Raw genomic sequence first — 23,265 nt, forward strand, 5'->3', positions numbered from 1 at the left:
CCTAAAGAGTGAATAACCGCAGGGAGGAATAGATAGGTAGGGGCACCGACACGCAAATGTGGCGCCCCTTAAGGCGCCACGTTTGCGTGCACAGGCGCGCTCAGTAGCTCATGGCTGCTTGAGCGCCGCACCGTTGCCTGCGTTGGTCGGCTGCAACCTGAACACGTAGAACAGCACCGTCAGCAGCACCAGGAACACCGGGCCGACGTACAGCGCAATGCGGGTGTCCGGGAAGTACGCCATCAGGCCCACCACCAAAACCAGGAATGCAAGGGCCAGGTAGGAACTGACCGGGTACAGCCACATGCGGTATTTCAGGGCTTTCTGTTCGGCCGGGCTCAGGCCCTTGCGGAACTTGAGCTGGGCCAGCAGGATCATCACCCAGGTCCAGATCGCGCCGAAGGTGGCGATCGAGGTCACCCAGACAAAGACTTTTTCCGGCACCAGGTAGTTGAGCAGTACCCCCAGCAGCAAGGCAAAGATCGACAGCAGCAAGGCCTTGCGCGGTACGCCGTTGCTGGAGGTGGTGCCGAAGGTCGCCGGCGCCTGGCCGTTCTGCGCCAGGCTGTAGAGCATGCGCCCGGTGCTGAAGATGCCACCATTACAGGACGACAGCGCGGCGGTGATCACCACGAAGTTGATGATGCCGGCGGCGGTCTTGATACCCAGGCGCTCGAAAGTCATCACAAAGGGGCTGCCCTGGGTGCCGATTTCGTTCCACGGGTAGATCGACAGGATCACGAACAAGGCGCCCACATAGAACAGCAGGATGCGCCAGAACACCGAGCCGATGGCATTCGGGATGGTCTTCTGCGGGTTCTTCGCTTCACCGGCGGTGAGGCCGATCATCTCCACGCCCAGGTAGGCGAACATCACCATTTGCAGGGACATCAGCACGCCCTGCACGCCATTGGGCAGGAAACCGCCGTGGGCCCACAGGTTGGAGATGCCCAGTGCCACGCCGTCATTGCCGAAGCCAAAGGCGATGATGCCGACGCCGCCGATCACCATGGCAATGATGGTGACAATCTTGATCAACGCGAACCAGAACTCGAACTCACCGAACGCCTTGACCGCGATCAGGTTGATGGTGCCCATGCTGATCAGTGCCGCCAGGGCCCAGATCCAGCGCGGTGTGTCGGGGAACCAGACGCCCATGTACACGGCGACGGCGGTGATTTCCGCGACACAGGTCACCAGCCACAGGAACCAGTAGTTCCAGCCGGTGAGAAAGCCTGCCAACGGGCCGAGGTAGTCCTGGGCATAACGGCTGAACGAACCGGCGACGGGATTGTGCACCGCCATTTCGCCGAGGGCGCGCATGATCACCAGAATCGCCAGGCCGCCAATGATGTAGGAGAGCATGATCGCCGGGCCGGCCATTTCGATGGCCTTGGCCGAGCCGAGGAACAGGCCGACACCGATACAGGCGCCGAGGGCCATCAGGCGAATATGCCGTTCACCGAGTTCACGTTTGAGCGGGCCGCCTTGAGCGGTCTCGCCATGGGGCAGTGGGTTGCCGACGGGCATAAAGGTACAACCTCATTTTGTTATTGGATTAGCCACCGAGCCTCAGGTGTATCAGCGGATGGCCTGATACACCGGCTGGGACCGGGTCTGCCTCGTGGGCAAACCCGCCTGGCCGTAGGAAACCGGGCAGGTCAGCGGGGCGTGCAGTATAAAAAGCTACCGACAGGGCTTTTCACTTAATAAACAGCAAAATTTGGCGATAAGCCCCGTAAAAACCGCTTTCGGCGGCGGCAGCTCCAGGCGTCTAGATCGGCCTTCACGGCGCAAAACGGCAGGAATTATTACATAACTTGTCTGCAACCGGGCGCTTGTGCCCGGGCTGTTGGCAAGCGAGCCGTCATCAGTCGCCAAGGCTAATCCACACTGAAAAACACGCGCCTGGCCAACGCCCGCGAAATGCTCGCCCGATCAATCTCCAGGGTCTGGCGCACGCGCCCGGCCTGGCCGGTACGCATACGTGCAAAGGCTTGCGCCTCGACCTCGGCCTGGGCCTGGCGCCCCAGGCGCTCCTGCTCGGGGCTCTTGAGATGTGCGGCGGTGTAGTGGTCATCCGGGCCCTGGCTGCGTTCATAGTGAAAGTGGGCATAGCACAGAGGTTGTTCGGTATGGGCATCCGCCACCACGTATACCTGCAGGAAATCTCGGGTTTTGCCCTCAAGCGGTACGCGGGCGTCCTGGCGAATGATGGTCACCTCGTTGAGACTGTGCAGAAAAGCCAGGTCCTCTGTGCTGTCCAGCTTGAGTTTGCTGGCGCGAACCCGTGCTTGCACGCCGGCCGCCTCCAGTCGCAGCGCCGCTGCCCGCAGCTCGCCTTCCCGGGCCCTGGCATTGCCGAGCTGCACGGCCGGCAAGCGCGAATGGTCCAGGCTGCGCAGTTTGCCGGCAATACTGTCGGCCACCATCCGTCGGCTGGTGGCCTGCTCCTCAAGCAACGCTTGCTGGGACGCCGGCGTGCAGGTCGCGGCCAGCGCTTGCACCTTGAGGATCGCTTTGTCGACATCGCGCAGCAGACGCTGCCCCTTGTTCATCAACGCGCCCAATTGCGGATCGGCCGCGGAACGCGGGGCTGGTTGCTTCTCGGGATCCCAGACGCCGTCCGCCGCCTCGGTGAAGGTGGCGATCACATTGTCCTTGGCATCCACCAGTTCCGCCGTCTCGGCACCACTGCCCTGGGCGCGGTCCTTGAAGCGGGCCACATACACATCACGATTGCGTGTACGAATGATCTTCTTCTGCCGCGCTGCGGTTGCCACAGGCGCACTGGCGGTTGGCGCATCCACAGCCAGCAGCCCCGCCAGCTCCTCCTCCACCTGCTCGCGCAAACCACCCAGCAACGACTGGAGCTTTTGCAGATAGGGCAAGTCAAAGCTCTCCGGCGTCATGGCGCGCCAGAACTCGATATGATCGTCGGTCGAGGCATACACCTGGCTGAAGCTTTTAAGCAGTTCGATGCGTTCATCGCGGGTCACGGCCAATTGCTCCAGGTCCGCCAGGGAACGGCTGGCACACCGGGCCCGGTTCATCACCTGGTTCAAACCCTGGTAGAACTCGTCTTCCAGTGGCGGGCCGCCGGCATCGATACTCAGGCCCCACAGGGAGGTCATTTGCAGGGTCTTGAGGTCCACGTTAGACGGCCGCGCGGGTATCTGTGCCACCAGCGCAGCGGCTCTATCACGCCCCAGGCGCGGTACGTTGCGCAATTGATGCATGGCACTGATTTCCAGGGTGCGCCACTCAATCGCCGACGCCTGTACCACCACCAGTTCGCTCATCCGCGCCTGGAGGCGGATATGGGCTTGATGGTTAATATCTGACTCAGCCTCCTCGGCGCTCTCGTTTTCCAACAACTCCAACAGCGGCCTGACCTGGGCATTGATCCGCAGCATGTGCTCCCGGACCTGGGCATCCAGCAGCAGCAAGGCCAGAATCAGCGATTCCAGCACTTCGCAAAGATCCTCTTCGTAATGGGGCCGTGGCTTGATCTCCCGCAGTCGCGTGAGCAGTTGCAGCTCGTGCTGGGAGAGGCGCACCTTGTTCTGGACTTCCGTGCGATAGCGCTCGCGGACCTGGGAAAGTTGCTCATCGCTGAGGGGGGCGGCCTGGCGCATCAGTCTCCCCGCGACTTCCATGGCTGCCTGGGCGCGTATGCGTGCCTGGCTTGCCTCAAGGTACTCACGCTCAAGCGTGGGCAGTGAAGCCAGCGCCGCCTGTTGCGCACTTTGAATCACGCTGTCGGCATTGCCGCCGTCCAGGTAGAGGCGCAAATCAACATCCCAGCGGCCCTCGCCCAGCGCTTTGAGCCGGGGGCCGAGGGTGGCGCCATCGGCGCTGATCACTCGCACGCGACCTTCTTCAGCCTGGACCCGGTACAAGTGCCCACGCACCAGGGCCTGCCACTGGGCCGGGGTGTGCGTGGTATCACGCAACAAGCCACGCCAGCGGCCGCTTTGTTCGGCGTCGGGCAGGGCCTCGGGCCAGGGCTCGGCGAACGCCTTGAGGCTCAGGGTGCGCAGTCGGGCCCGCTGGGCGGCGGTCAAGGTCGAGCGGGCATTGGCCCAGCCGGCGGCGGCGCGGAAGGTCGCAGGCAGCGGGATCTGCGTCGGCACCGGCCGCCCTGGAATAACTTCGGGCTGTGCCAAGGGCGCAAACAGCGGATGCTCCATTGGCACCTGTTGTTGTGGATCGTAAGGAGCGCCCTGGTGGGCGAGGATCAGTGTCAGGTTCATCACTACATCCACGACCGCCGCGCTCTGCACTTGCTCATCGCCGCTGGCCAGCCCCTGGACATCCTGTTTCAAGCTGTCCATCAGTTGCAGTAGCCACCCGCCCAGCATCCAGGGTCCCTGTGCGAACGGCAGCACAGCGCCGAACAGCAACCACCCGGCCTGTTTCAAACTGGCCCAGCGCTGTTCGGTATTTGACACCGATTGCCGGTCGGCCAGCGCCATCAGGGCCTTGGCGGTCGCGTTGAACACCTGGCTGGTCGGCCCCTCGGCACTGACCTGTTTAGCGAGTTGCGCTGGTGCGGGTTTTTCATACTGGGTGAACTCATCACCCGCCAGAAAGCGACGTATATGCGGTTCGTCAAAACCGCCGTTGGCATAGACCGCCCGGCGCCCAGGGGCGAGCCAGGTCAGCGCGCCGTCCTGCAACGGGCCTGGGGCCTTGATTGCGGCGAACAAGGCGCCTATCGACACAAACTCCAGCAACATCGGTTCCAGCAAGGGCCGGTACAGCAGGTGAATACCGGTCTGCAGCCGTCGTGGGCCGATGATGAATTGGTTGGCAACCACATCCTCAGCCGCGTCCGACGAGGCCTTGAAAGCCAGCGGCCACAACGCCATCGCTTGGCCGTCGACCTGGCGGTCGGCGGTCTTGGCTTGCAACACGGCATGTACACGTTTGAAGCCTTGCCGGGTCAGGCCGTGCTCGCCCTTGATCTTCAATTCCAGCGCCAGCATCGGCAGCTGCACGCGCAGTTGGCGCCTGAACAGCTGTAGGCGGCGGGTGGACTGCTGCGGGTCATCCACCAGTTTCTGCTTGAGCAGATCCGGGTACGCCTGGCCGACATTGGCGCGGGTCACGCAACCCTTGAGCAGGTTGTACGTCAGCCATGCCGGGGCCTTCGCATTGTCGAGGGTGATCGCCGTGGGGGTAGCGGGGAATCCGGCCAGGTTCTCCAGAGCCAACTCGGTAAGGGTGACGGTTACGGGGTCGACTTCACCCGCGATGAAACCGCCCTGCACCGGCACTGCGGCGGCGACCACGCGTTTGAACGTCAGGCGGATATTGCCGGGGCGTACTTCCTGGGCACTGGATTCGCGCCTCAAGCACGCTTGCAGGACGTTGTCGGCAAACTGCTGGATCGAGCCGATACCCTCGAGAAAATGCGCCCCGGCACTGTCCTGGCGCGCCAGCACCCAGGCCTGGAGCAGCCGCGCATAGGCAATGCTGTCAGCGTCGCTGGCCTGGGCCAGCCACAGCGGCATGACATTGCGCAGGTTACGCTGCAACTCGCTGGGCCGGGAGACAAACCAGCGGCGCGCGTCGGTGATGTAGTTGAGCAGCGCCTGATGTTGCCCGGGCGCCAGGGGGATGCTGCGGTCGATGCGGTCGATATCGCGCAGTTGCTGCGCCAGGTAGCTCGCCGCCAAGGCGTCGAACGGATCGCCCTCGACATCGGCGGCAAACCACTGGGTCAGCGCGCCGGGCGTCGGGGCATAGGCCGCCAGCCGCGTGGCGACATCTTCGAGGCGGGGCAACGGATGAAGGCCAGTGGCGGGGTTGAACAGTACACGCTGCGGCCCATGGCTGAGGACCAGCAACGGCAGCATCTGCGCCGCGTCATTCGCTCCAGGTTCGCCGCGCAGGTACAGGGCCTGCACGCGTACCGCATCACCGTGCAGGCTCCACTGCGGGTCAGGCCGGCTGGGGCGCAGCAAGTGCCTGGGGAATACGCTGGCAAAACGTTGCGCGGTAAAACCTGGCGGCGGCGGGGTTTCATAGAGCAACGCCAGCAGGTCATCCGACACATAGCCCCAACGCGTCATGTTCACCGGCAAGTCTTCGCGCCACCAGGCTTGCAGGTGCCGGGCATAGGCCCCCAATAGCAGCGCTCCGCAGCGATTGACCAGGGCTTCCAGTTGCGCCAGGGTCGGGCCGCCGGGCACGAACACCTCGCGCTGGCGCTGCACAACCACCTGGTAACCCTGCACCAGCTGCAGCGGCTTGGCCGTGGCCAGGCGCTGCAGTAAACAATCGACCAGAGGCTGGTAGACCAGGGCGTCGTCGCTCTCGTCCGGCGTGCCGATATAAAGCCGCTCGGCATGCCAGGTTGCTGCCCCGAAGTGTTGGTCCAGGTCAGCCTGGGCACTTTGCTGCGCGACCGTGCGCAACGACGGCGGCGGATGCAGCAGGGTGTGGATTTGTTCGATAGCCGCCTGGCGTGGCGACGCCGGGGCGGGGTTGAGGGTGGTCATGATGAGCGCTCTCCATCCGGTTAAAACGGCAACGCTACGCCCTGCCCTTCGCCCCATTGCCATAGACAATTACCGCTGTCGATGCCCCGCCACGCGAGTCCCGCTGAGGTAGTTAATTACCCTCTGGGCCGGCGTCGCGCTCCGTAGTGTGGGCCGGTCGTTTTCTTCGACAGCTGTGCAAAGGCCCGCACGGATCACCCACACTACGGAAAACCCTGGATATGCCCGCACTCCCGTCCCCTACCCATGAAGAGCTGCTGCGCCAACTCAGCCTGTGCACCAGTAGCTTGCAGAGCCTGCTTGATTGCCAGCCGCTGTTCGCCACGCAACTGAGCGCCGCCTTGCGCCAGGAACTGGGTGAACTGTTGCCCGACCAGCTTCTGAACCCTGATGCGCTGTACTTGAATGAATACACCTACGACAGCCCCTCGCAGGTGCCGCGTATCACGCGTTCGCGCAACCTGACCCAGGTCGTGCAAGCGGTCGTTGTCACTGGCGCCGCACCCACCCTGCTCGCCAAGGCGACGCAAACCGCGCCCGACGGTCCGGCCATGGGCTTCTACCACGACGCGTTGAGCGCAGGCACGAACGGCGAGTTTGCCGCCCTTGAAGTGGCGGCCTTGGATGCGCTGGTCGATGACCTGCGCCAGAACAGCCTGCTGGCTTATCAACGCAGGCTCCGGGATTTCTGGTCCGGGCCGCACCCGCTCACTGGCGCCCTCAGTGTCCAGGATGCCGTAAGCCAACAGCTGCGTGACCTGATGCGTATCGAAGCGGACCTGAAACTGCTCAACGCGCGCCAGGCCAAGCACCCGGACCTGACACTGCTGGCCGAAGGCCGGCAATTGATCGAGAACCTGCTGCTGCATGAAACCTCGGGGGCCGCGACCCCGCCGCGGGCGGTCAGCCTCACCCTGTATGACCCACAGGCGCCCACGTGGTCGGTGCCGCTCAACGGGGCGTTCATCCTCAGCGAACAATTGCACTCGACGCTGCCGGCGGTGCTGTACACCCCGCAATATGGTGGCGAAACCTTCAAGGACTTTTTCACCCTGCAAAACACCTTGAGCAGGCGCTTGGTCAGCGGCACAGACAAACACCTGTTATTGGCCAACGTGCCGAGTAGCGAACGCGAGCGCGCCAGCGAAGTCTTGAAGAGCGGGCAGAACCTGCGCTTTACCACGATCACCGGGCCAGTGTTCAGCCACTGCCTTCACGCCCAGCGCGAACAGCAGCAGGCGGATATCACCCACGCCTTTGGTACCCCCAACACCACGTTCGAGGCATTGACCGACACGCTGCACACCCACTTGGCGCTGCCGTTGGCGGGCAACAAGGCGCTGCTGGAGCGCCTGCCCGCGGCCCTCGACCCCATGGCATTCACCGCCACAGCCCACACCGCGCCCGACAGCGAACAGCAAAAGCACCTGATCCGCCTGTGGGATTCGCTCAACGATCAAATCGGCTACCTGCTGGACAAGGACAGACACCCGACATTGGACAGCGTGTTATCGACGCTGCTCGAGGAAACCTTCCCCCAGTTACCCACGGGCGCCCGCACAGACGACTTATATGTCAACCGCTACCGCAGCGACAGTGCGGGCACCCGCCACCTGGAATCCTCCCAGCCTCTGCGCGAAGCACTGTTGCGGCGCTTGCCCACGGACACTGTGCAGGACCAACCCACGGATGTCGCAGTTGCCCAGGCGGTATTCGCCAGCCCCAGCGCGGTAGCCGAAACCGAGCAAGTGGCCTGGAACGGCACCCTGCAAGGACTGGTCGGAACCCTGCGCACGCGCTTGCCGACGCAGGTCACCGCCTATTGGCACACCCCCCCGGTGGCTGGCTTAAGCTGCCCGCAAATCAAGCTCAACGACCTGTACCGTCAGTGCCTGGACGTGCAGGCGCGCCTGCGCTTTATCGACAATACCCTGAGCCCGGCCGCCAAGCTGTTGATCGAGCGCGTGCTGGGGCATCCCAGCCAGGCGCGGCGCGAAGCCCGCTTCAGCCATGGCCGGCGGCCCGGGGTGTATCAACTGACGATCGACACCGGCAGCGCTCAAGGCCAGCGACTGGCTGGATGCTTCGTCTTGACCCCCAGCGACGCCAGCCTATCAACCCTGCCCCACTGGCCCAACGGGCACAAGAACCTGAGTACCCAAGGCAGCGGCGGCAGCACGGTGCATGGCCCAGTGGTGCTGTTTTCCCCCGGCCAGGGGCTTGAAGAATTCCCGATCTTGCAGATGCTGCACGAGGGATTGAGCGCCCGTCTCGACGCCGCCGAGGAAGCTGGCAGGCTGCTCGCCTGTACCCTGCCGATCGGCCAGGCCCAGCAGCTCGATGGGCTCTGGGGCCTGCACCTGAGCAAGGTGTTCAGGCCGATTGAAGGCGACTTCATTGCCGATACCGTGCAAAGCCTGCTGGACAAACAGCTCGATGACATCCAGCCCCTGCTGGGCCAGGCCGGACACTGGAGCGAAACCGACTTCAAGCCCACCTGTGGCCCCGGCGACGTCGAGCACAACGGCCGTGCCGGACTGGCGGAACTGCTGGACACATCTGCCGCATTCATGGCGCGCAACCAACTGCTGCTCGATGAGCACCAGCCAAACTGGGAGAAACGCCTCAGCCCGACAGACAAAGCCCGCCTGCACAACCGCGCCCAAACAGCCCTTGAGAAGCAGCAGGCACTGGCGCACCAGTGGAAGGTCGTACCCGCGTTGAGCGAATACGCCAGGCAACAGGTGATGGATAAGATCAATGCGCTACCGGCCTTGAAAGCGTTGGCCGCCACCGTCAAGGCCGGGTGCCCTGGGCCTGAGGCAGACCCGGACCTGACCCTGGTCACCCGTACCGAACGGGTACGCATCAGCGCCGGCAGTGGCTTTGGCTCGAGTCATGAAAGCGTGGGTGACGTCGAGCGGATGAGCCTGACGCAGCTGCTCCTGAGAAATACCAAACCCTGGGAAAAGAGCCTCACCTGGAGCGCTGACGACAAGCTCGACGCCACACTGACCAACGCCGCAGGCCAATGGCTGCGCGATGGCCGCAGCAAACCCATCACCTTGGCAAAAGACGTGCTGGAACAGTGGCTCAAAGAGCTGGATATCGGCCCGCGCTATATCGAAAACGTACTCCAGCAAAACCTCTATCCGCAGCCCATGACGAGCCAGGCCCAAACCCTGAAAGACACGTGGATGGCCGCCCAGCAGGCCACCTTGAGTTACGCCGCGTTATTGGCCGAGCTGAACCCGGACGCCTATAGCACGCCGCTGGCCAGTGACAACGCGCAAAAGAAAGCCGCCGCCTGGGTCACCGCGGTACTGGCAGCCCCCGATCCAAAAAACCGCCAGCCCGTAGACGGCCAGAGCGTGATCGCTGCGGCGCTGATGTTCAATCCCGCCAGTGACGCTCCCGAAGGGCGTGGCGGTCAAACGGTAAACGGTGTGCTGCTGATCGGTACGGCGGTCGAAGAGCCTGTCGTGCTGTATGCCCCGGACGCGCCGGATGGGCAGTTGCTCAGGGAGATCAAAAGCGAGGCCGAGTTGGCTAAGCTGGCGCAGACCCCGGCCTGGCAGGCTTACCTCAAAGCCAGGTTGCCTGCCGGTACGCGCTTGTTGAACCCACGATTCGCTCCCCACACCGAGAATTTCCTCGCCGGGCTGTATCGCCAGAATCACCAGTACCTGGCAAACCAGGCCGACGACCAGACGCTGAGCAATGAGGAACTGGAGAGCCAGTCCGCCTTCAACAAGGTGATGTACGGCGTCGAGATCGCCTTGACCGCACTCGGCGCGTTCCCAGGCATAGGGCACTACGCCGCGTCGACCGTGAAATGGCTGGCCCGAGTGGGCGGCCTGACGCTGCAGACCCTGCGCAAACTGGGGCGCAACATCCCCGGGCTGATTGTGCGCCATGGCTTTGCGGGCCGGGTCATGGTCGAGATGGCGAACGCCGGCGCGCCCCTTGCCGGTGCGGCGCGCAGTGCCGGTATCAGCCTGCGCCCACTGCCCTTGGTGCTCGGTTCGGGCGCGCGCGGTACAACATCGATGAGCCAGGCTATCCTGCCGGGCTATCAGCGTGAATTCCAACGCCAGAGCGCCAACCTGGCAGTGCCCGGCGGGATTCCCGCAAGCGCTTCCCTGGCCGAAGGCAATGCCATTTATCGGACCGCGGGCTCGCCCTCGACCTTGCTGGTGCGCGGCACCCACGCCTCGGGCGATGAGGTCGTTCTGCGTATCCAGGATTCGTTCAACCTCTACGATCCCAATGGTGTGGTCGCACGGGTGCTGACACCCTCAGGTGCCAGCACGCCCTTTCGCTTGCGCCGGGTCGCGGGCACGCAGCGCTGGGCGCTGGACACCCTGGAACGCCTGCCCGGTGGTGCCCCCAAGACCAGCCAGGAAGTGGACGAAGCGCTCAGGCAGTGGCAGGTGTACGTCGCCACCACACTGGCGCAAAATCCCGGACAGACGCCCGCCCTCACACCGGCCGTATTTTTCGCCGAACGCGGTATCCCGTTCAGAACCTGGAGCCAACACGTTAAACAGAGCGGAGAAATAACGGCCCGGGGTATCGAACGCCTCACTTTCGAAGCCAAGCCCTTCAGTGATTCGACCTTTATGCGCTGGGCCGAGGCGCCCCATAAAACGCCCCAGAGCGCGCAGTTGTTCAGGCAGGAGAACAGCGTGAAGCTCTCGGTGTGGGAAATCTATGTCCAGCGAGATGGTGCGCTGACCATCAGGGGCATGGCCCGGCAATCAAAAATACTCAATACGCGCATCACCGGAAAATACAACCGGCGTATCACAGACCAGCACCTGAAAGCCTGGTACGAAAAAACCCGCGACCCGGCCAACCGCAACAGAATCGCCCTCGAGAAGTTCGCCATCGAAAACGGCATCCATTTGCCGTCTTGGTACCGCTACGTTCGCCTGGACGGCAGCTTCAAAGGGGACGCCTTCCTGGTGCGCCGCCTCAAGCGCCTGAACATTGCGGTGACCGCGGTAGCCGAGCCGGTGCCCGGTCCGTCTACAGCACCCGTCTGAAGCGTCAATCTACGTCTACGCTTTAGACAAGTCCGATCAATCTGCACGCATGGATCAATCGACTATGGGCGCTCTGTGGCAAACCGATCCGAGCAAGACTGCAATCAACAACGACAGCCCGTCCCCCGCGCCTTTGTCGAAAAAGAAACCGCCGCCTCGCCTTTGGCGACGGCTGGGTTGGCTGATCCTGTTGATGGCTGTGCTTGCCGGTGCTTATGCCGCGTTGCGGGAAATGCGCAGCGCCCACTGGCAAGCCCGCTTGTTCAGTCAATGGGCAAGCGAGCTGACCTACAGCGTCGGTCCTGGCGCCAGCGACGCCATGGTGTATCCCGGCGCCGGGCCCTTTGACCAGCGCCTGGGCTACAGCGCCCTGGGCGAGTTCCTGCCGCGCCTGCTCAAGCGCAACTATGTGATCGTATCCCAGGCACGCTTCTCCGAGGCGCTGATGAATTACAGTCGCCATGGGTTATTTATTCCCTACGCCGAGAAACTCCAGGCCGGGTTGTCGATCACCGATTGCCGCGCCACGCCGCTATATCAGTTCAGCTATCCGCCCCAGCTGTATGCACGCTTCACTGACGTGCCACCGCTGCTGGTGCACAGCTTGTTATTCATCGAAAACCGCGAACTGTTGGACCCCGATCCGGCCCAGGCCAACCCGGCCGTGGACTGGCCACGATTTGCCAAGGCGGCGTGGTCGCAAGTCGCCCGCCAGTTGCACTTGCCCGGGCAAACGGCCGGCGGCAGTACCTTGGCGACCCAGCTGGAAAAATACCGCCACTCACCCGACGGCCTGACCCTGTCAGGCAGTGAAAAAATCCGCCAGATGCTGTCCGCCAGCGTGCGCGCCTACCAGCATGGCCCCGACACCTTGGTCGCCCGGCAAAACGTAGTGCGCGATTACCTCAACAGCGTGCCGCTGTCGGCGGTGCCCGGTCATGGCGAGGTGCACGGCATGGCCGAAGGGTTACGGGTGTGGTACGGCGCCGATTTTGTCCAGGTCAACCGGGCGCTGGCGGACATCGGCCAGGCCCCGACCAGCCTCGCCGCACGTGGCCTGGCCTTGCGCCAGGTACTTTCGTTGATGATTGCCCAGCGCCGTCCTTCGCATTACCTGATCAAGGGCCGCGACGAGCTGGCCGAGCTGACCGATAGCCACCTGCGCTTGTTGGCCCAGCACCAGATCATTGATGCGGCCTTGGCCAGGGCGGCGCTCGCGGCCCAGGTCAGTTTCCGTGACTGGCAGCAACAACCGACCCTGCAACGGGTCGACAGCAACAAAGGCATCAGCGTAGCCCGCAGCCAATTGGCCGGGCTACTCAAGCGTGCGCTGTATGACCTCGATCGCCTCGACCTGGCCGCCACCAGTACCTTGCAGGCCCCCTTGCAGAACCAGCTCACCGACTATCTCAAGCAGCTCGCCGACCCAGCGTATGCCGCCAAGCTCGGCCTGCTCGGTGAACGCTTGCTCAGCCCCGCCAGCACCGCACAAGTGCGCTACAGTTTTACCCTGTTCGAGCGCACCGCCGACGGTGCGCGGGTGCGGGTGCAAACCGACAACACCGACCAACCTTTCGATATCAACGAAGGCAGCAAGCTCGAACTGGGCTCCACCGCCAAGCTGCGGGTGCTCACCACCTACCTGCAGATCATCGCCGAGCTGCACGAGAAGTACGCCGCACTGACCCCGGCCGCCCTGAAGAAACTCGACATCGCCGAGCAGGACCGTATCAGCCGCTGGGCCGTCGACTACCTGATCCAGGCCGCGGATAAATCCCTGGCAAACATGCTCGATGCCGCCCTCGACCGCACCTACTCGGCCAGCCCCTACGAAGGTTTTTTCACCGGTGGCGGCCTGCATCACTTCCATAATTTTCGCAATGAAGACAACCACCGCAACCCGACCTTGCGTGACGCCCTGCGCGAGTCGATCAACCTGCCCTTCATCCGCCTGATGCGAGACCTGGTGCGCTTCACCACCTACTCTGGCGCCAACAACAGCGCGGCACTGCTCAAGGACGACAGCGACCCGCGTCGCCAGGAATACCTCGCCGGTTTCGCCGACCGTGAAGGTACGACCTACCTGCGCAAGTTCTGGAAGAAGTACCAGAAGAAAGACACCCAGGCACGTCTCGATACTTTTCTCGACGGCCTGCGCCCCACGCCCATGCGCCTGGCCGCCGTACACCGCTACCTGTTGCCCGACGCCAGCCAGGACAGTTTCAACCGGTTCGTGCGTGCGCACCTGACCGGCGCCAAGGCGAATGAAAAACTCAGCGACGAACGCCTGCAAAAACTCTATCGGGATTACGGCCCCGGGGCCTATGACCTGCCGGACCAAGGTTATATCGCCAAGGTCCACCCGTTGGACCTGTGGCTGGTAGGCCACTTGCTCAAGCATCCCGAAGCGACGTTCAGCGAGGTGGTCAAGGCCAGCCAGTTCGAACGCCAGGAGGTCTACAGCTGGTTGTTCAAGAGCCGCCATCAGAGCGCCCGTGACAGCCGGATCCGCACCATGCTCGAGGTCGAAGCCTTCCTGGAGATCCACCAGCGCTGGCAGGCCGTCGGTTACCCCTTCGACCACCTGGTGCCGTCCCTGGCCAGCGCCATTGGCAGCTCCGGCGACCGCCCGGCGGCCCTGGCCGAGTTGATGGGGATCATCCTCAACGACGGCGTGCGCCTGCCGGTACTGCGCATCGACAGCCTGCACTTCGGCGCCGGCACGCCCTATGATACCCGCCTGGTCAACGATCCCAACCGCAGCAAGCGCGTGATGCCGGTGGAAGTGGCCCGGGCCCTGCGCGGCGCACTGTCCCAGGTGGTGGACGCCGGCACAGCCAAGCGCGTGGCCGGCAGTTTCAAGCTGGCCGACGGCACGCCCCTGGCCATGGGTGGCAAGACCGGCACCGGCGACAACCGCATCGAAGCCATCGGCGCCGGTGGGCGGATACTCAGCTCCAAGGCGATCAACCGCACCGCCACCTTTGTGTTTTTTATCGGTGACCGCCACTTCGGCACCCTCACCGCGTTCGTTCCCGGCAGCTCGGCCCAAGGCTTCACCTTTACCTCGGCCTTGCCGGTGCAAGTGCTCAAGGGCATGGCACCGATGCTGGTGCCGTATCTGGAAGCGACGGGAGAGGCGCTGTGCCACCGGTCATGAAGCGGGCTGCAGCGCATCGAAGATAATGTGCGTGCTCGTCTGCCGGACCGCGCCAGCGGATGTTCCTTTCACCCCCCTCTTACACCTGCCGCTGCCCGACCATCAGTCGCCCGAGCTTGCCAAATAAAAAGATATATCTTAAGTTCTATCTTAATCGAGACGGAGAACTTAAAAATGAGAGAGCACCACCCTCACCATGGCCGTGACGGCTTCGATAAACGCCCGGGCCGCGGCCCTCGGGTGTTCGCGCCGGGCGACTTGAAACTGCTGTTGCCGGCGCTGATCGCCGAACAGCCCTGCCATGGCTACGACTTGATCCGCCAGATCGAAAACCTGTTCGACGGCGCCTACACCCCGAGCCCGGGCGTGATCTACCCCACCCTGACCTTTCTTGAAGAGAGCGAATTGATCAGCGGTGACGCCGAAGGCGGAAAAAAACGCTACACAATCACCGACGCCGGTCGTCTCTTCTTAAGCGAACAGGCGGTTGCCCTCCAAGGCATTCGCATGCGCATGGAAGTCAGCAAGCGCTCACTGCGCGGCCACGACCGCCCGCCGGAAATCCACGAGGCGGTGCACAACCTGCGTCATGCCTTGCATTCGCACCATGGGCGTTGGAGCCCGGAAGAAATCGTTCGTGTCGCGGCGCTGCTCAACGGCACCGCCCAAGCCATCGTCGACGGGAAAGACCAATGAATACTCAAGCCATCCATCGCGTTACCCACGAAATCAAACGCCGCCGCCTGCAAGTCCTGCGGGTGGTCGACCTCACGCCGCACATGCGCCGCATCACCTTGGGCGGTCCTGAGCTGGCGGGCTTCATCAGCCTGGGCAGTGACGATCACATCAAGCTGCTGTTCCCGCAGAACGCCGCCGAACAAGCCGCACTGGAAAGCCCCACATTCACCATCAAGGGCGACGGCCCGCAACCGGCCATGCGCGATTACACGCCACGGCGCTACGACTTGAGCATCGGTGAACTGGATATCGACTTCGTGCTGCACGGCGACGGCCCCGCCTCCACCTGGGCCGAGCAGGTGCAGGTCGGCCAGTACCTGTATATCGGCGGGCCACGGGGCTCGATGATCGTGCCGGATATCTTCGACAGCTACCTGTTGATTGGCGATGAAACCGCAATCCCGGCCATCGCGCGGCGCCTGGAAGAACTGCCGGCGAGTCGAAAGGTGCTGGCGGTGATAGAAATCGCCGATACAGCGGAACAGCAAGTGCTGGAGAGCGCTGCGGATGTTGAGACTATTTGGGTGGTGCGCGGCCAGGAAGATCTGCTCGATGTAGTACGCAATCTGACGCTGCCTGGCGGCACGCTGTACAGTTTTGTCGCGACCGAAACCAAGTTGTCACGCCAAGTGCGACGGGTGTTGCTGGATACGCACAAGGTCAACGAGGAGTTCTTGAAGGCTGTGGGCTACTGGCGGGCCGAAGGCAGCGAAGACGCATAAGGCTGACACGGTCGAAATGTGAGAGGGGGCTTGCCCTACTGTCAGTCAGTTAAGGCTTTTTGTAGGAGGGCGATGTACGCTTAAGTGACTGAAGCCCCCTCACACATTGGATCAAGCTGAATCAGTTGGAGTGCGCCCGGCCCAGGCGTTTATCCAGCCCCACCACTACCAGCGCCACCAGCACAAACCCCGCCAATAGCCCTCCGGCATTCACGAACACCTGTGGGTAACCCAGGGTCAGCACATCAATGAACGGGTACTGATACTGCCCGAGCAAATCCCCGCGCAACAGCACATAACCGAAGTACACCAATGGGTAGATCACCCAGGCACCAATGTGCCTGAAACGCAGCTGCCCCTTGGGCACGCACCGCCACCAATAGATCACAAACAGCAGCGGCATCACGTCATGCAGCAATTCATCCGCGATGAATTGAAAGCCTTCGGGGCTCCACAAATGCCGCAGCAGCAGGTTATACGCCAGGTTCACCACAATGATGCTCACGGCGATTGCGCTGCTGACCACTGGCGCCAGGAAAAACCGTTTCATCGCTGAGTCGCGCTGGCCCCCTGCATAACTGAGCACCACCACCGCCAGGGTGTTGGTCAGCACCGTAAAGAAACTGAAAAAGCTGATCAGCCCACCCAACAGGCTGGCGTCGATGGCCCAGCGTGAATAGAAGATCAGGTATTGCTGGATCGCCAGCCCCACCCAACCGGCCAGCGCCGCTACCGCCACAAAGCGCTTCATGGCCTCAATCCAGCGGGCGTTTGGTGCGCATCAGTTTGACGTACAGGCTTTCGACTTTCTCCCGTGCCCAAGGGGTCTTGCGCAGGAAGGTCAGGCTCGACTTGATGCTCGGGTCGCTCTTGAAGCAGCGGATATCAATACGCTCGGCCAGGCCGCTCCACTCGTAATGTTCAACCAGGGTGGTGAGCACGTGTTGCAGGGTCACACCGTGGAGCGGGTCGTTGCTTGTCGCGGTCATGCCGGGCCTTTTGCAAATAGAGGAAACACAGCCGCGCACCTTAGCCGACGAGGCGTGCAGGTGGAAGCATCGCATTGAATATAGCCCGCCAGGAAAAGTTCCCTTTCCGACGCAAAAAGAGATGTTATATTGTAACCATATCTATCAGTCGTTTTACCTAGGAATAACCGATGTCCCTGCCTTCTCTCTGGCGCTTGTCCCCCTTCGCCGCCGCCTTGTTGATCAGCTCCCTAGCCCACGCCCTGGAACTGCCACCCCAAGTGGTCACTGGCAACCCGCTGGGCAGCGAACAACTGGCCTCGCCTACCACAGTGCTGGAAGGTGATGAGCTGACCCTGCAACAAAAAGGCAGCCTCGGCGAAACCCTGAACAAGCAACCAGGGGTGTCATCTTCGTATTTCGGCCCGGGCGCCAGCCGCCCGATCATTCGCGGCCAGGATGGCGACCGCATTCGCATCCTGCGCAATGGTGTAGGCGCGCTGGATGCGTCGTCACTGTCCTACGACCACGCGGTACCGCTCGACCCGATCAATGTAGACCGCATTGAAATCGTGCGCGGCCCGGCTGCCCTGCTGTATGGCGGCAGCGCCATCGGCGGTGTGGTCAATACCTTCGACAACCGCATCCCCACCGAGGCTATCGAAGGCATCCACGGCGCCGGCGAGTTACGCTACGGCGGCGCCGATACCACCCGCAGCAGCGCGGGCAAGCTGGAAGCCGGCAACGGCACCTTCGCCCTGCACCTGGATGCCAATGCACGGGAATTCAACGACCTGAAAATCCCAGGTTATGCCCGCAGCCGCCACGCCCCGAACACCGAAGACGGCCCAGGCAAGAACGGCCGCCTGGGCAACAGCGACGGGCGCCAGGACGGTGGCGCCGTCGGTGGTTCCTACACCTGGGACGATGGTTATGCCGGGCTCTCCTACAGCAACTACGACAGCAACTACGGCTCGCCGGCCGAGCAGGACGTGCGCATCCGCATGCAGCAGGATCACTACGCCTTTGCGTCCGAAATCCGTAACCTGCAAGGGCCATTCACCTCGGTGAAACTCGACGCGGGCTACACCGACTATGAACATCGCGAAATCGAAGGCGGCGAGACCGGTACGATCTTCAAGAACAAAGGCTATGAAGCCCGTGTTGAAGCTCGCCACCAGCCGATCGGCCCATTCGATGGCGTGGTCGGCGCCCAAGTGACCCGCAATGAGTTCTCGGCCCTGGGCGAAGAAGCTTTCGTGCCGCAGACCGACACCAATGCCGGCGCACTGTTCATCCTCGAAGAAATGCAGGCCACCGAGCGCCTGAAACTCAGCCTCGGCGCCCGCGTGGAACACACCAGCGTCGATCCCGATGCCAAGGGCAACGAGCGATTTGCCAATGCCAGCAAGAGCAATGACTTCACCGCCGGCAGCCTGTCGTCCGGCGCTGTGTATACCCTCACGCCAATCTGGTCCCTGGCTGCTACGTTGGGCTACACCGAGCGCGCTCCGACCTTCTATGAGCTGTATGCCAACGGCGCCCATGTCGCCACTGGCACCTTTGAGCTGGGCGATGCCAACCTGAAGAAAGAAAAAGCCGTGTCCAGCGACCTCGCGCTGCGCTTTGACAATGGCACCCACAAGGGCAGCTTCGGCGTGTTCTACAGCCGCTTCTCCAACTACATCGGCCTGCTCGGTACGGGGCGCACTTTGAACGATGAAGGTGAAGAGGACGCGGGCGGTATTCCCGAATACGAATATTCCGGGGTGCGTGCGCGTTTCGCCGGCTTCGAAGCCCAGGATCACTGGCAACTCGGCGAAGGCGCCTACGGCAAGTTCGCGTTGGAACTGTCGGGCGACTACACCCGCGCCACCAACCTGGACACCGGCGAAGCCCTGCCACGCATCGCGCCGCTGCGCTTGAACAGCGGCTTGCTATGGGAACTGGACCGTTGGCAGGCGCGTCTCGATGTGGAACACGCAGCAGGCCAAGGGCGCGTGCCGGATAACGAAAGCGGCACCGATGGCTACACCACCCTCGGTGCGAGCGCGGGGTATCGCTTCAATGTCGGTGCGAGCCAGTGGCTTGCCTTCGTCAATGGCGAGAACCTGACCAACCAGACCGTGCGCTATGCCAGCTCGATCCTGCGCGACATCGCGCCAGCACCGGGGCGTAGTGTGCAGTTCGGCATCCGCACCACCTTTTGACCCACACAGCAAATCCCCTGTGGGAGGGGGCTTGCCCCCGATAGCGACCGCCATCGGGAGCAAGCCCCCTCCCACCTAAATTTTGCAGCGACAATGAGTCACTGTTACCAAAACTGAAATGATGCATCTTGCGATTCACCCTTTCTCAAAACGCCCCGCCGCATTATCCTTCGCAACAATCTGAAACGCTTCACCTCCCGGTCGATCCCCTTTGCCAATTTTTCCTATACGCAAAGACAGCGCTGTCTTACCTCGACCAGCGCTGGAAGGGTTATTGCCCGCCTGTGGATAACTCGGTTATCCACAGAAAAAATCAAAAATAACGATGAACCAAGCCCGAGCCGAATCGTCATCTACAGTGAGTGAAGCACGGGGTTACATAATTCCAACGTAACGGAGAAACACACTATGAGCACTGATGGGGCTTCAAGCCCAAGCCGCCTGCTGCCCAGGCTGCTGGGGATCTTGCTGCTGATCATGGGGCTGGCCTTGCTGGCCGGCGGTGTCAAGCTGAGCATGCTCGGCGGGTCGCTGTACTACCTGCTGGCCGGTATCGGCATCGCCCTGACCGGCGTGTTGCTGCTCGCCACCCGCCGCGCCGCGCTGGGCCTTTATGCACTGGTATTGTTCGCCAGTACCGTGTGGGCACTGTGGGAAGTCGGGCTGGACTGGTGGCAACTGGTGCCGCGCCTGGCCCTGCTGTTCGCCCTGGGCATCGTCATGCTGCTGCCGTGGTTTCGCCGTCCGTTGCTGCGCGGCCAAGCCGCGCCATTGGGCACTGGCGCGCTGAGCGTGGCCGTGGTGCTGGCCGGTGCTACCGCCCTGGCCAGCCAGTTCACCAACCCAGGTGAAATGGTCAAGACTGGCCAACTGGACCGCGACGCGGTGCCGGGCATGGCCAGCGCTGCACCGGCCCAGGCTGATGGCGACTGGAATTCCTATGGCCGTTCCGCCCACGGTGATCGTTATTCGCCACTGGCACAGATCACCCCGGAAAATGCGCATAAGCTGGTGCCCGCGTGGACCTTCCGTACCGGCGATATCCCTGGCCCAGGCGACCCCGGTGAAACCACCGCGGAAAACACCCCGCTGAAAGTCAACGGCATGCTCTACGTGTGCACTCCGCACAGCCAAGTGATTGCCCTGGACCCGGACACCGGCAAGGAAATCTGGCGTTTCGACCCGAAGATCACCACCCAGGGTGCTGAAAGCTTCAAGGGTTGGGCGCACATGACTTGCCGTGGCGTGTCGTACCACGATGACGCTGCCTACGCCTCCGAGCAGAGCCCCACCGGCAGCGCCAGCCCGGCTGCCGCGCCGAATGCCTGCCCGAAACGCATCTTCGTCCCTACTGCTGACACTCGCCTGATCGCCCTGAACGCCGACACCGGCAAGATGTGCGAAGACTTCGGTGACAAAGGCCAGGTCGACCTGCGCGCCAACATCGGCAGCTTCGCCCCAGGCGGTTACTACTCCACCTCGCCACCGGCCGTGACCAAGAACCTGGTAGTGATCGGCGGTCACGTGACCGACAACGTTTCGATCGATGAGCCAAGCGGCGTGATCCGTGCGTTCGACGTGCACACCGGCAAACTGGTGTGGAACTGGGACAGCGGCAACCCGGACGACACCACCCCGTTGGCCGAGGGCAAGACCTACACCCGCAACTCGCCGAACATGTGGTCCATGTTCGCCGTGGATGAAAAACTCGGCATGCTTTACCTGCCGATGGGCAACCAGATGCCCGACCAGTACGGCGGCGACCGTACCGACGATTCGGAAAAATACGCCGCTGGCCTGACCGCCCTGGACATCGACACCGGCCACGTGAAGTGGACCTTCCAGTTCACTCACCACGACCTGTGGGACATGGACGTCGGCGGCCAGCCTTCGTTGATCGACATCAAGACCGAAGCCGGCGTCAAGCAGGCCGTGATGGCGTCGACCAAGCAAGGCAGCATCTACGTGCTGGACCGCGCTACCGGCCAGCCGGTGGTGCCAATCCACGAAGTTGCCGTACCCCAAGGCGCAGTGGCGGGCGACCGTACCTCCCCTACCCAGCCCAAGTCCGACCTGAACTTCATGCCGCCGCCGTTGAAAGAGCGCGACATGTGGGGCGTTACGCCGTTCGACCAACTGATCTGCCGGATCGACTTCAAGTCGATGCGCTACGACGGCCCGTTCACCCCACCATCGCTGCAAGGCTCAATCGTTTACCCAGGTAACTTCGGTGTGTTCGACTGGGGCGGCATCTCGGTCGATCCAGTACGCCAGATCGCCTTCGTGAACCCGAGCTACATGGCGTTCAAATCGAAACTGATCCCGGCTGCAGACATCGCCAAGCAAGGCCCACGCGTCAGCGAAACCGAAGGCGTACAGCCAAACAAAGGCGCGCCGTACGGCGTGATCCTTGAAGCGTTGCTGTCGCCCATGGGCCTGCCGTGCCAGGCACCAGCGTGGGGCTACGTGGCAGCGGTCGACCTGACCAACCACCAGACCATCTGGATGCACAAGAACGGCACCGTGCGTGACAGCTCGCCGGTTCCTATCCCGCTGACCATGGGTGTGCCTAGCCTGGGCGGTACGTTCACCACCGCCGGTGGCGTCGCGTTCCTCAGCGGCACCCTCGACCAGTACCTGCGTGCCTATGACGTGAAAAACGGCAAGCAACTGTGGGAAGGCCGCCTGCCTGCAGGCGCGCAAACCACACCGATGACCTACACCGGCAAGGACGGCAAGCAGTACGTGCTGGTCATGGCTGGCGGTCATGGTTCCCTGGGTACCAAACAGGGTGACTATGTGATGGCGTTCAAACTGCCGGATTAAGTGGACCCGGCGGTAAAACAAAGGCGGCTACCTGATGGGTAGCCGCTTTTTTTTCGTCTGCCAAAAATTGACGATCGTTAATACGCGATTAATCAGCCGGCTAAAAAACCAGCGTTTCAAGAAAAGTCCTATCGGTCCCCTGCGCCCTTAAAACTAATTTAGTGCACACGCCCTGCGTACCCTATACGCACACTGATAAAACTCTAAAGGGAGCTTCTGAACATGATGGACCATGCTGCGACAAAACCAACCACGTGCAAATCAGCAAAAATTATAGAACTTGAATACCTCGACACTTCCAGTCTGAAACAACTGATCAGCGGAGAAGTACTTGCCATCCGGATACCTGAGTTTGCGAACGCCAAAACCAGCGAGCGGTTAAAGCAAATCATCGGTGAGGCCGACACGCTGGAACAATACAGCCATGAAACCTACGAGGATGGCCACGTCGTACAGCATTTCTACGGCGTGCATCGCTGGGGCACCCCGTTCAACTCCACCTACGGCAAGGCTGCCGGCAGCGATGCCCAAGCCAAATATTATGCTGACGCGGCCCATATGCGCGGTGTGATCGACAGCATTTGCGCACCTGAAAAGCCGCCCATCCAACACCTGATGGAGCAGCTCCAGGAGATCTGGCCGCAAGGCTCAGTCACCGCAGCTTTTCAAGGCCAACCGATGTTCTGCGGGATTATCCGCGCCATGTTTCCCGAGACGGCGCACCTCTCGGAAACGGTTCCCCATGTGGATTGCCTGCCTCTGTCGATCGCGGAACTGGAACACCAATTCAGCGCCAATATTTATCTGGAAACGCCGCCATCAGGCGGAGAGTTGATCATCTGGGATACCGAGGCCTTTGCCTATGACGAGGTCAAGCGTTTCGAAGGCGCACAACTGCCCGAGGACCGTTTGCAAAAGCCGTTGCGTATCCAGCCGCGCAACAACGAACTGGTGATCATCAATACCCGCCGCCCCCACGCCATTTGCGGATTCGAGTCGGGAAAACGTATCAGCATGCAGTCGTTTATCGGCTATACCCCTGGCGAACCGTTTTATTTCTGGTGCTGATACTTTTAACTCGCTT

At 62.3% G+C, this 23,265-nt stretch carries 11 protein-coding genes; 7 read left to right on the forward strand and 4 right to left on the reverse strand.

Annotated elements, in window-relative coordinates; translation table 11 throughout:
- Nucleotides 1–108: 108 nt before the first annotated feature.
- Nucleotides 109–1,530: an amino acid permease gene (locus tag NMB39_RS23240; protein ID WP_057021430.1), complete on the reverse strand. Its 1,422-nt coding sequence runs from the start codon at nt 1,528–1,530 to the stop codon at nt 109–111.
- Nucleotides 1,531–1,883: 353 nt separating this feature from the next.
- Nucleotides 1,884–6,509: a hypothetical protein gene (locus tag NMB39_RS23245; RefSeq protein ID WP_494340012.1), complete on the reverse strand. Its 4,626-nt coding sequence runs from the start codon at nt 6,507–6,509 to the stop codon at nt 1,884–1,886.
- A 221-nt stretch (nt 6,510–6,730) separates the two neighbouring features.
- On the opposite strand from NMB39_RS23245, the gene NMB39_RS23250 reads away from it, so the two are divergent.
- The 4 genes from NMB39_RS23250 to NMB39_RS23265 all read left to right on the forward strand — a co-directional run bounded on the left by NMB39_RS23250 (nt 6,731) and on the right by NMB39_RS23265 (nt 16,177).
- The gene (locus NMB39_RS23250) at nt 6,731–11,557 is read left to right on the forward strand and encodes a dermonecrotic toxin domain-containing protein (protein ID WP_494340011.1); all 4,827 of its coding nucleotides are present in this window, start codon (nt 6,731–6,733) and stop codon (nt 11,555–11,557) included.
- Between the two features lie 64 nt (nt 11,558–11,621).
- Nucleotides 11,622–14,717, forward strand: a complete 3,096-nt coding sequence (locus NMB39_RS23255; RefSeq protein ID WP_494340010.1) for a biosynthetic peptidoglycan transglycosylase — start codon at nt 11,622–11,624, stop codon at nt 14,715–14,717.
- Between the two features lie 174 nt (nt 14,718–14,891).
- Entirely contained in the window at nt 14,892–15,413 is a 522-nt protein-coding gene (locus tag NMB39_RS23260; RefSeq protein ID WP_046071113.1) for a PadR family transcriptional regulator, read from the forward strand.
- Nucleotides 15,410–16,177, forward strand: coding sequence for a siderophore-interacting protein (locus tag NMB39_RS23265; RefSeq protein ID WP_494340009.1), 768 nt, complete (start codon nt 15,410–15,412; stop codon nt 16,175–16,177). Before NMB39_RS23260 ends, NMB39_RS23265 begins: the two co-directional genes overlap by 4 nt.
- 121 nt (nt 16,178–16,298) lie before the next feature.
- Here the strand turns inward: NMB39_RS23265 and NMB39_RS23270 are convergent, their stop codons facing one another.
- Nucleotides 16,299–16,928, reverse strand: a complete 630-nt coding sequence (locus tag NMB39_RS23270) for a Pr6Pr family membrane protein (protein ID WP_198720526.1) — start codon at nt 16,926–16,928, stop codon at nt 16,299–16,301.
- 4 nt (nt 16,929–16,932) lie between these two features.
- A complete protein-coding gene (locus tag NMB39_RS23275) occupies nt 16,933–17,166 on the reverse strand; it encodes a VF530 family protein (RefSeq protein ID WP_043048686.1) in 234 nt (77 codons plus the stop codon).
- 170 nt (nt 17,167–17,336) lie between these two features.
- Here NMB39_RS23275 and NMB39_RS23280 point away from each other — a divergent pair, with 170 nt between their 5' ends.
- From NMB39_RS23280 to NMB39_RS23290, 3 genes are all read left to right on the forward strand, one after another.
- Entirely contained in the window at nt 17,337–19,355 is a 2,019-nt protein-coding gene (locus NMB39_RS23280; RefSeq protein WP_494340008.1) for a TonB-dependent receptor, read from the forward strand.
- A 408-nt stretch (nt 19,356–19,763) separates the two neighbouring features.
- Nucleotides 19,764–22,181, forward strand: a complete 2,418-nt coding sequence (locus NMB39_RS23285) for a glucose/quinate/shikimate family membrane-bound PQQ-dependent dehydrogenase (RefSeq protein WP_043048685.1) — start codon at nt 19,764–19,766, stop codon at nt 22,179–22,181.
- Between the two features lie 222 nt (nt 22,182–22,403).
- The gene (locus tag NMB39_RS23290) at nt 22,404–23,249 is read left to right on the forward strand and encodes a 2OG-Fe(II) oxygenase (protein ID WP_057021437.1); all 846 of its coding nucleotides are present in this window, start codon (nt 22,404–22,406) and stop codon (nt 23,247–23,249) included.
- Nucleotides 23,250–23,265: the final 16 nt, after the last annotated feature.

It is taken from the genome of Pseudomonas sp. FBCC-B545, assembly GCF_059134095.1.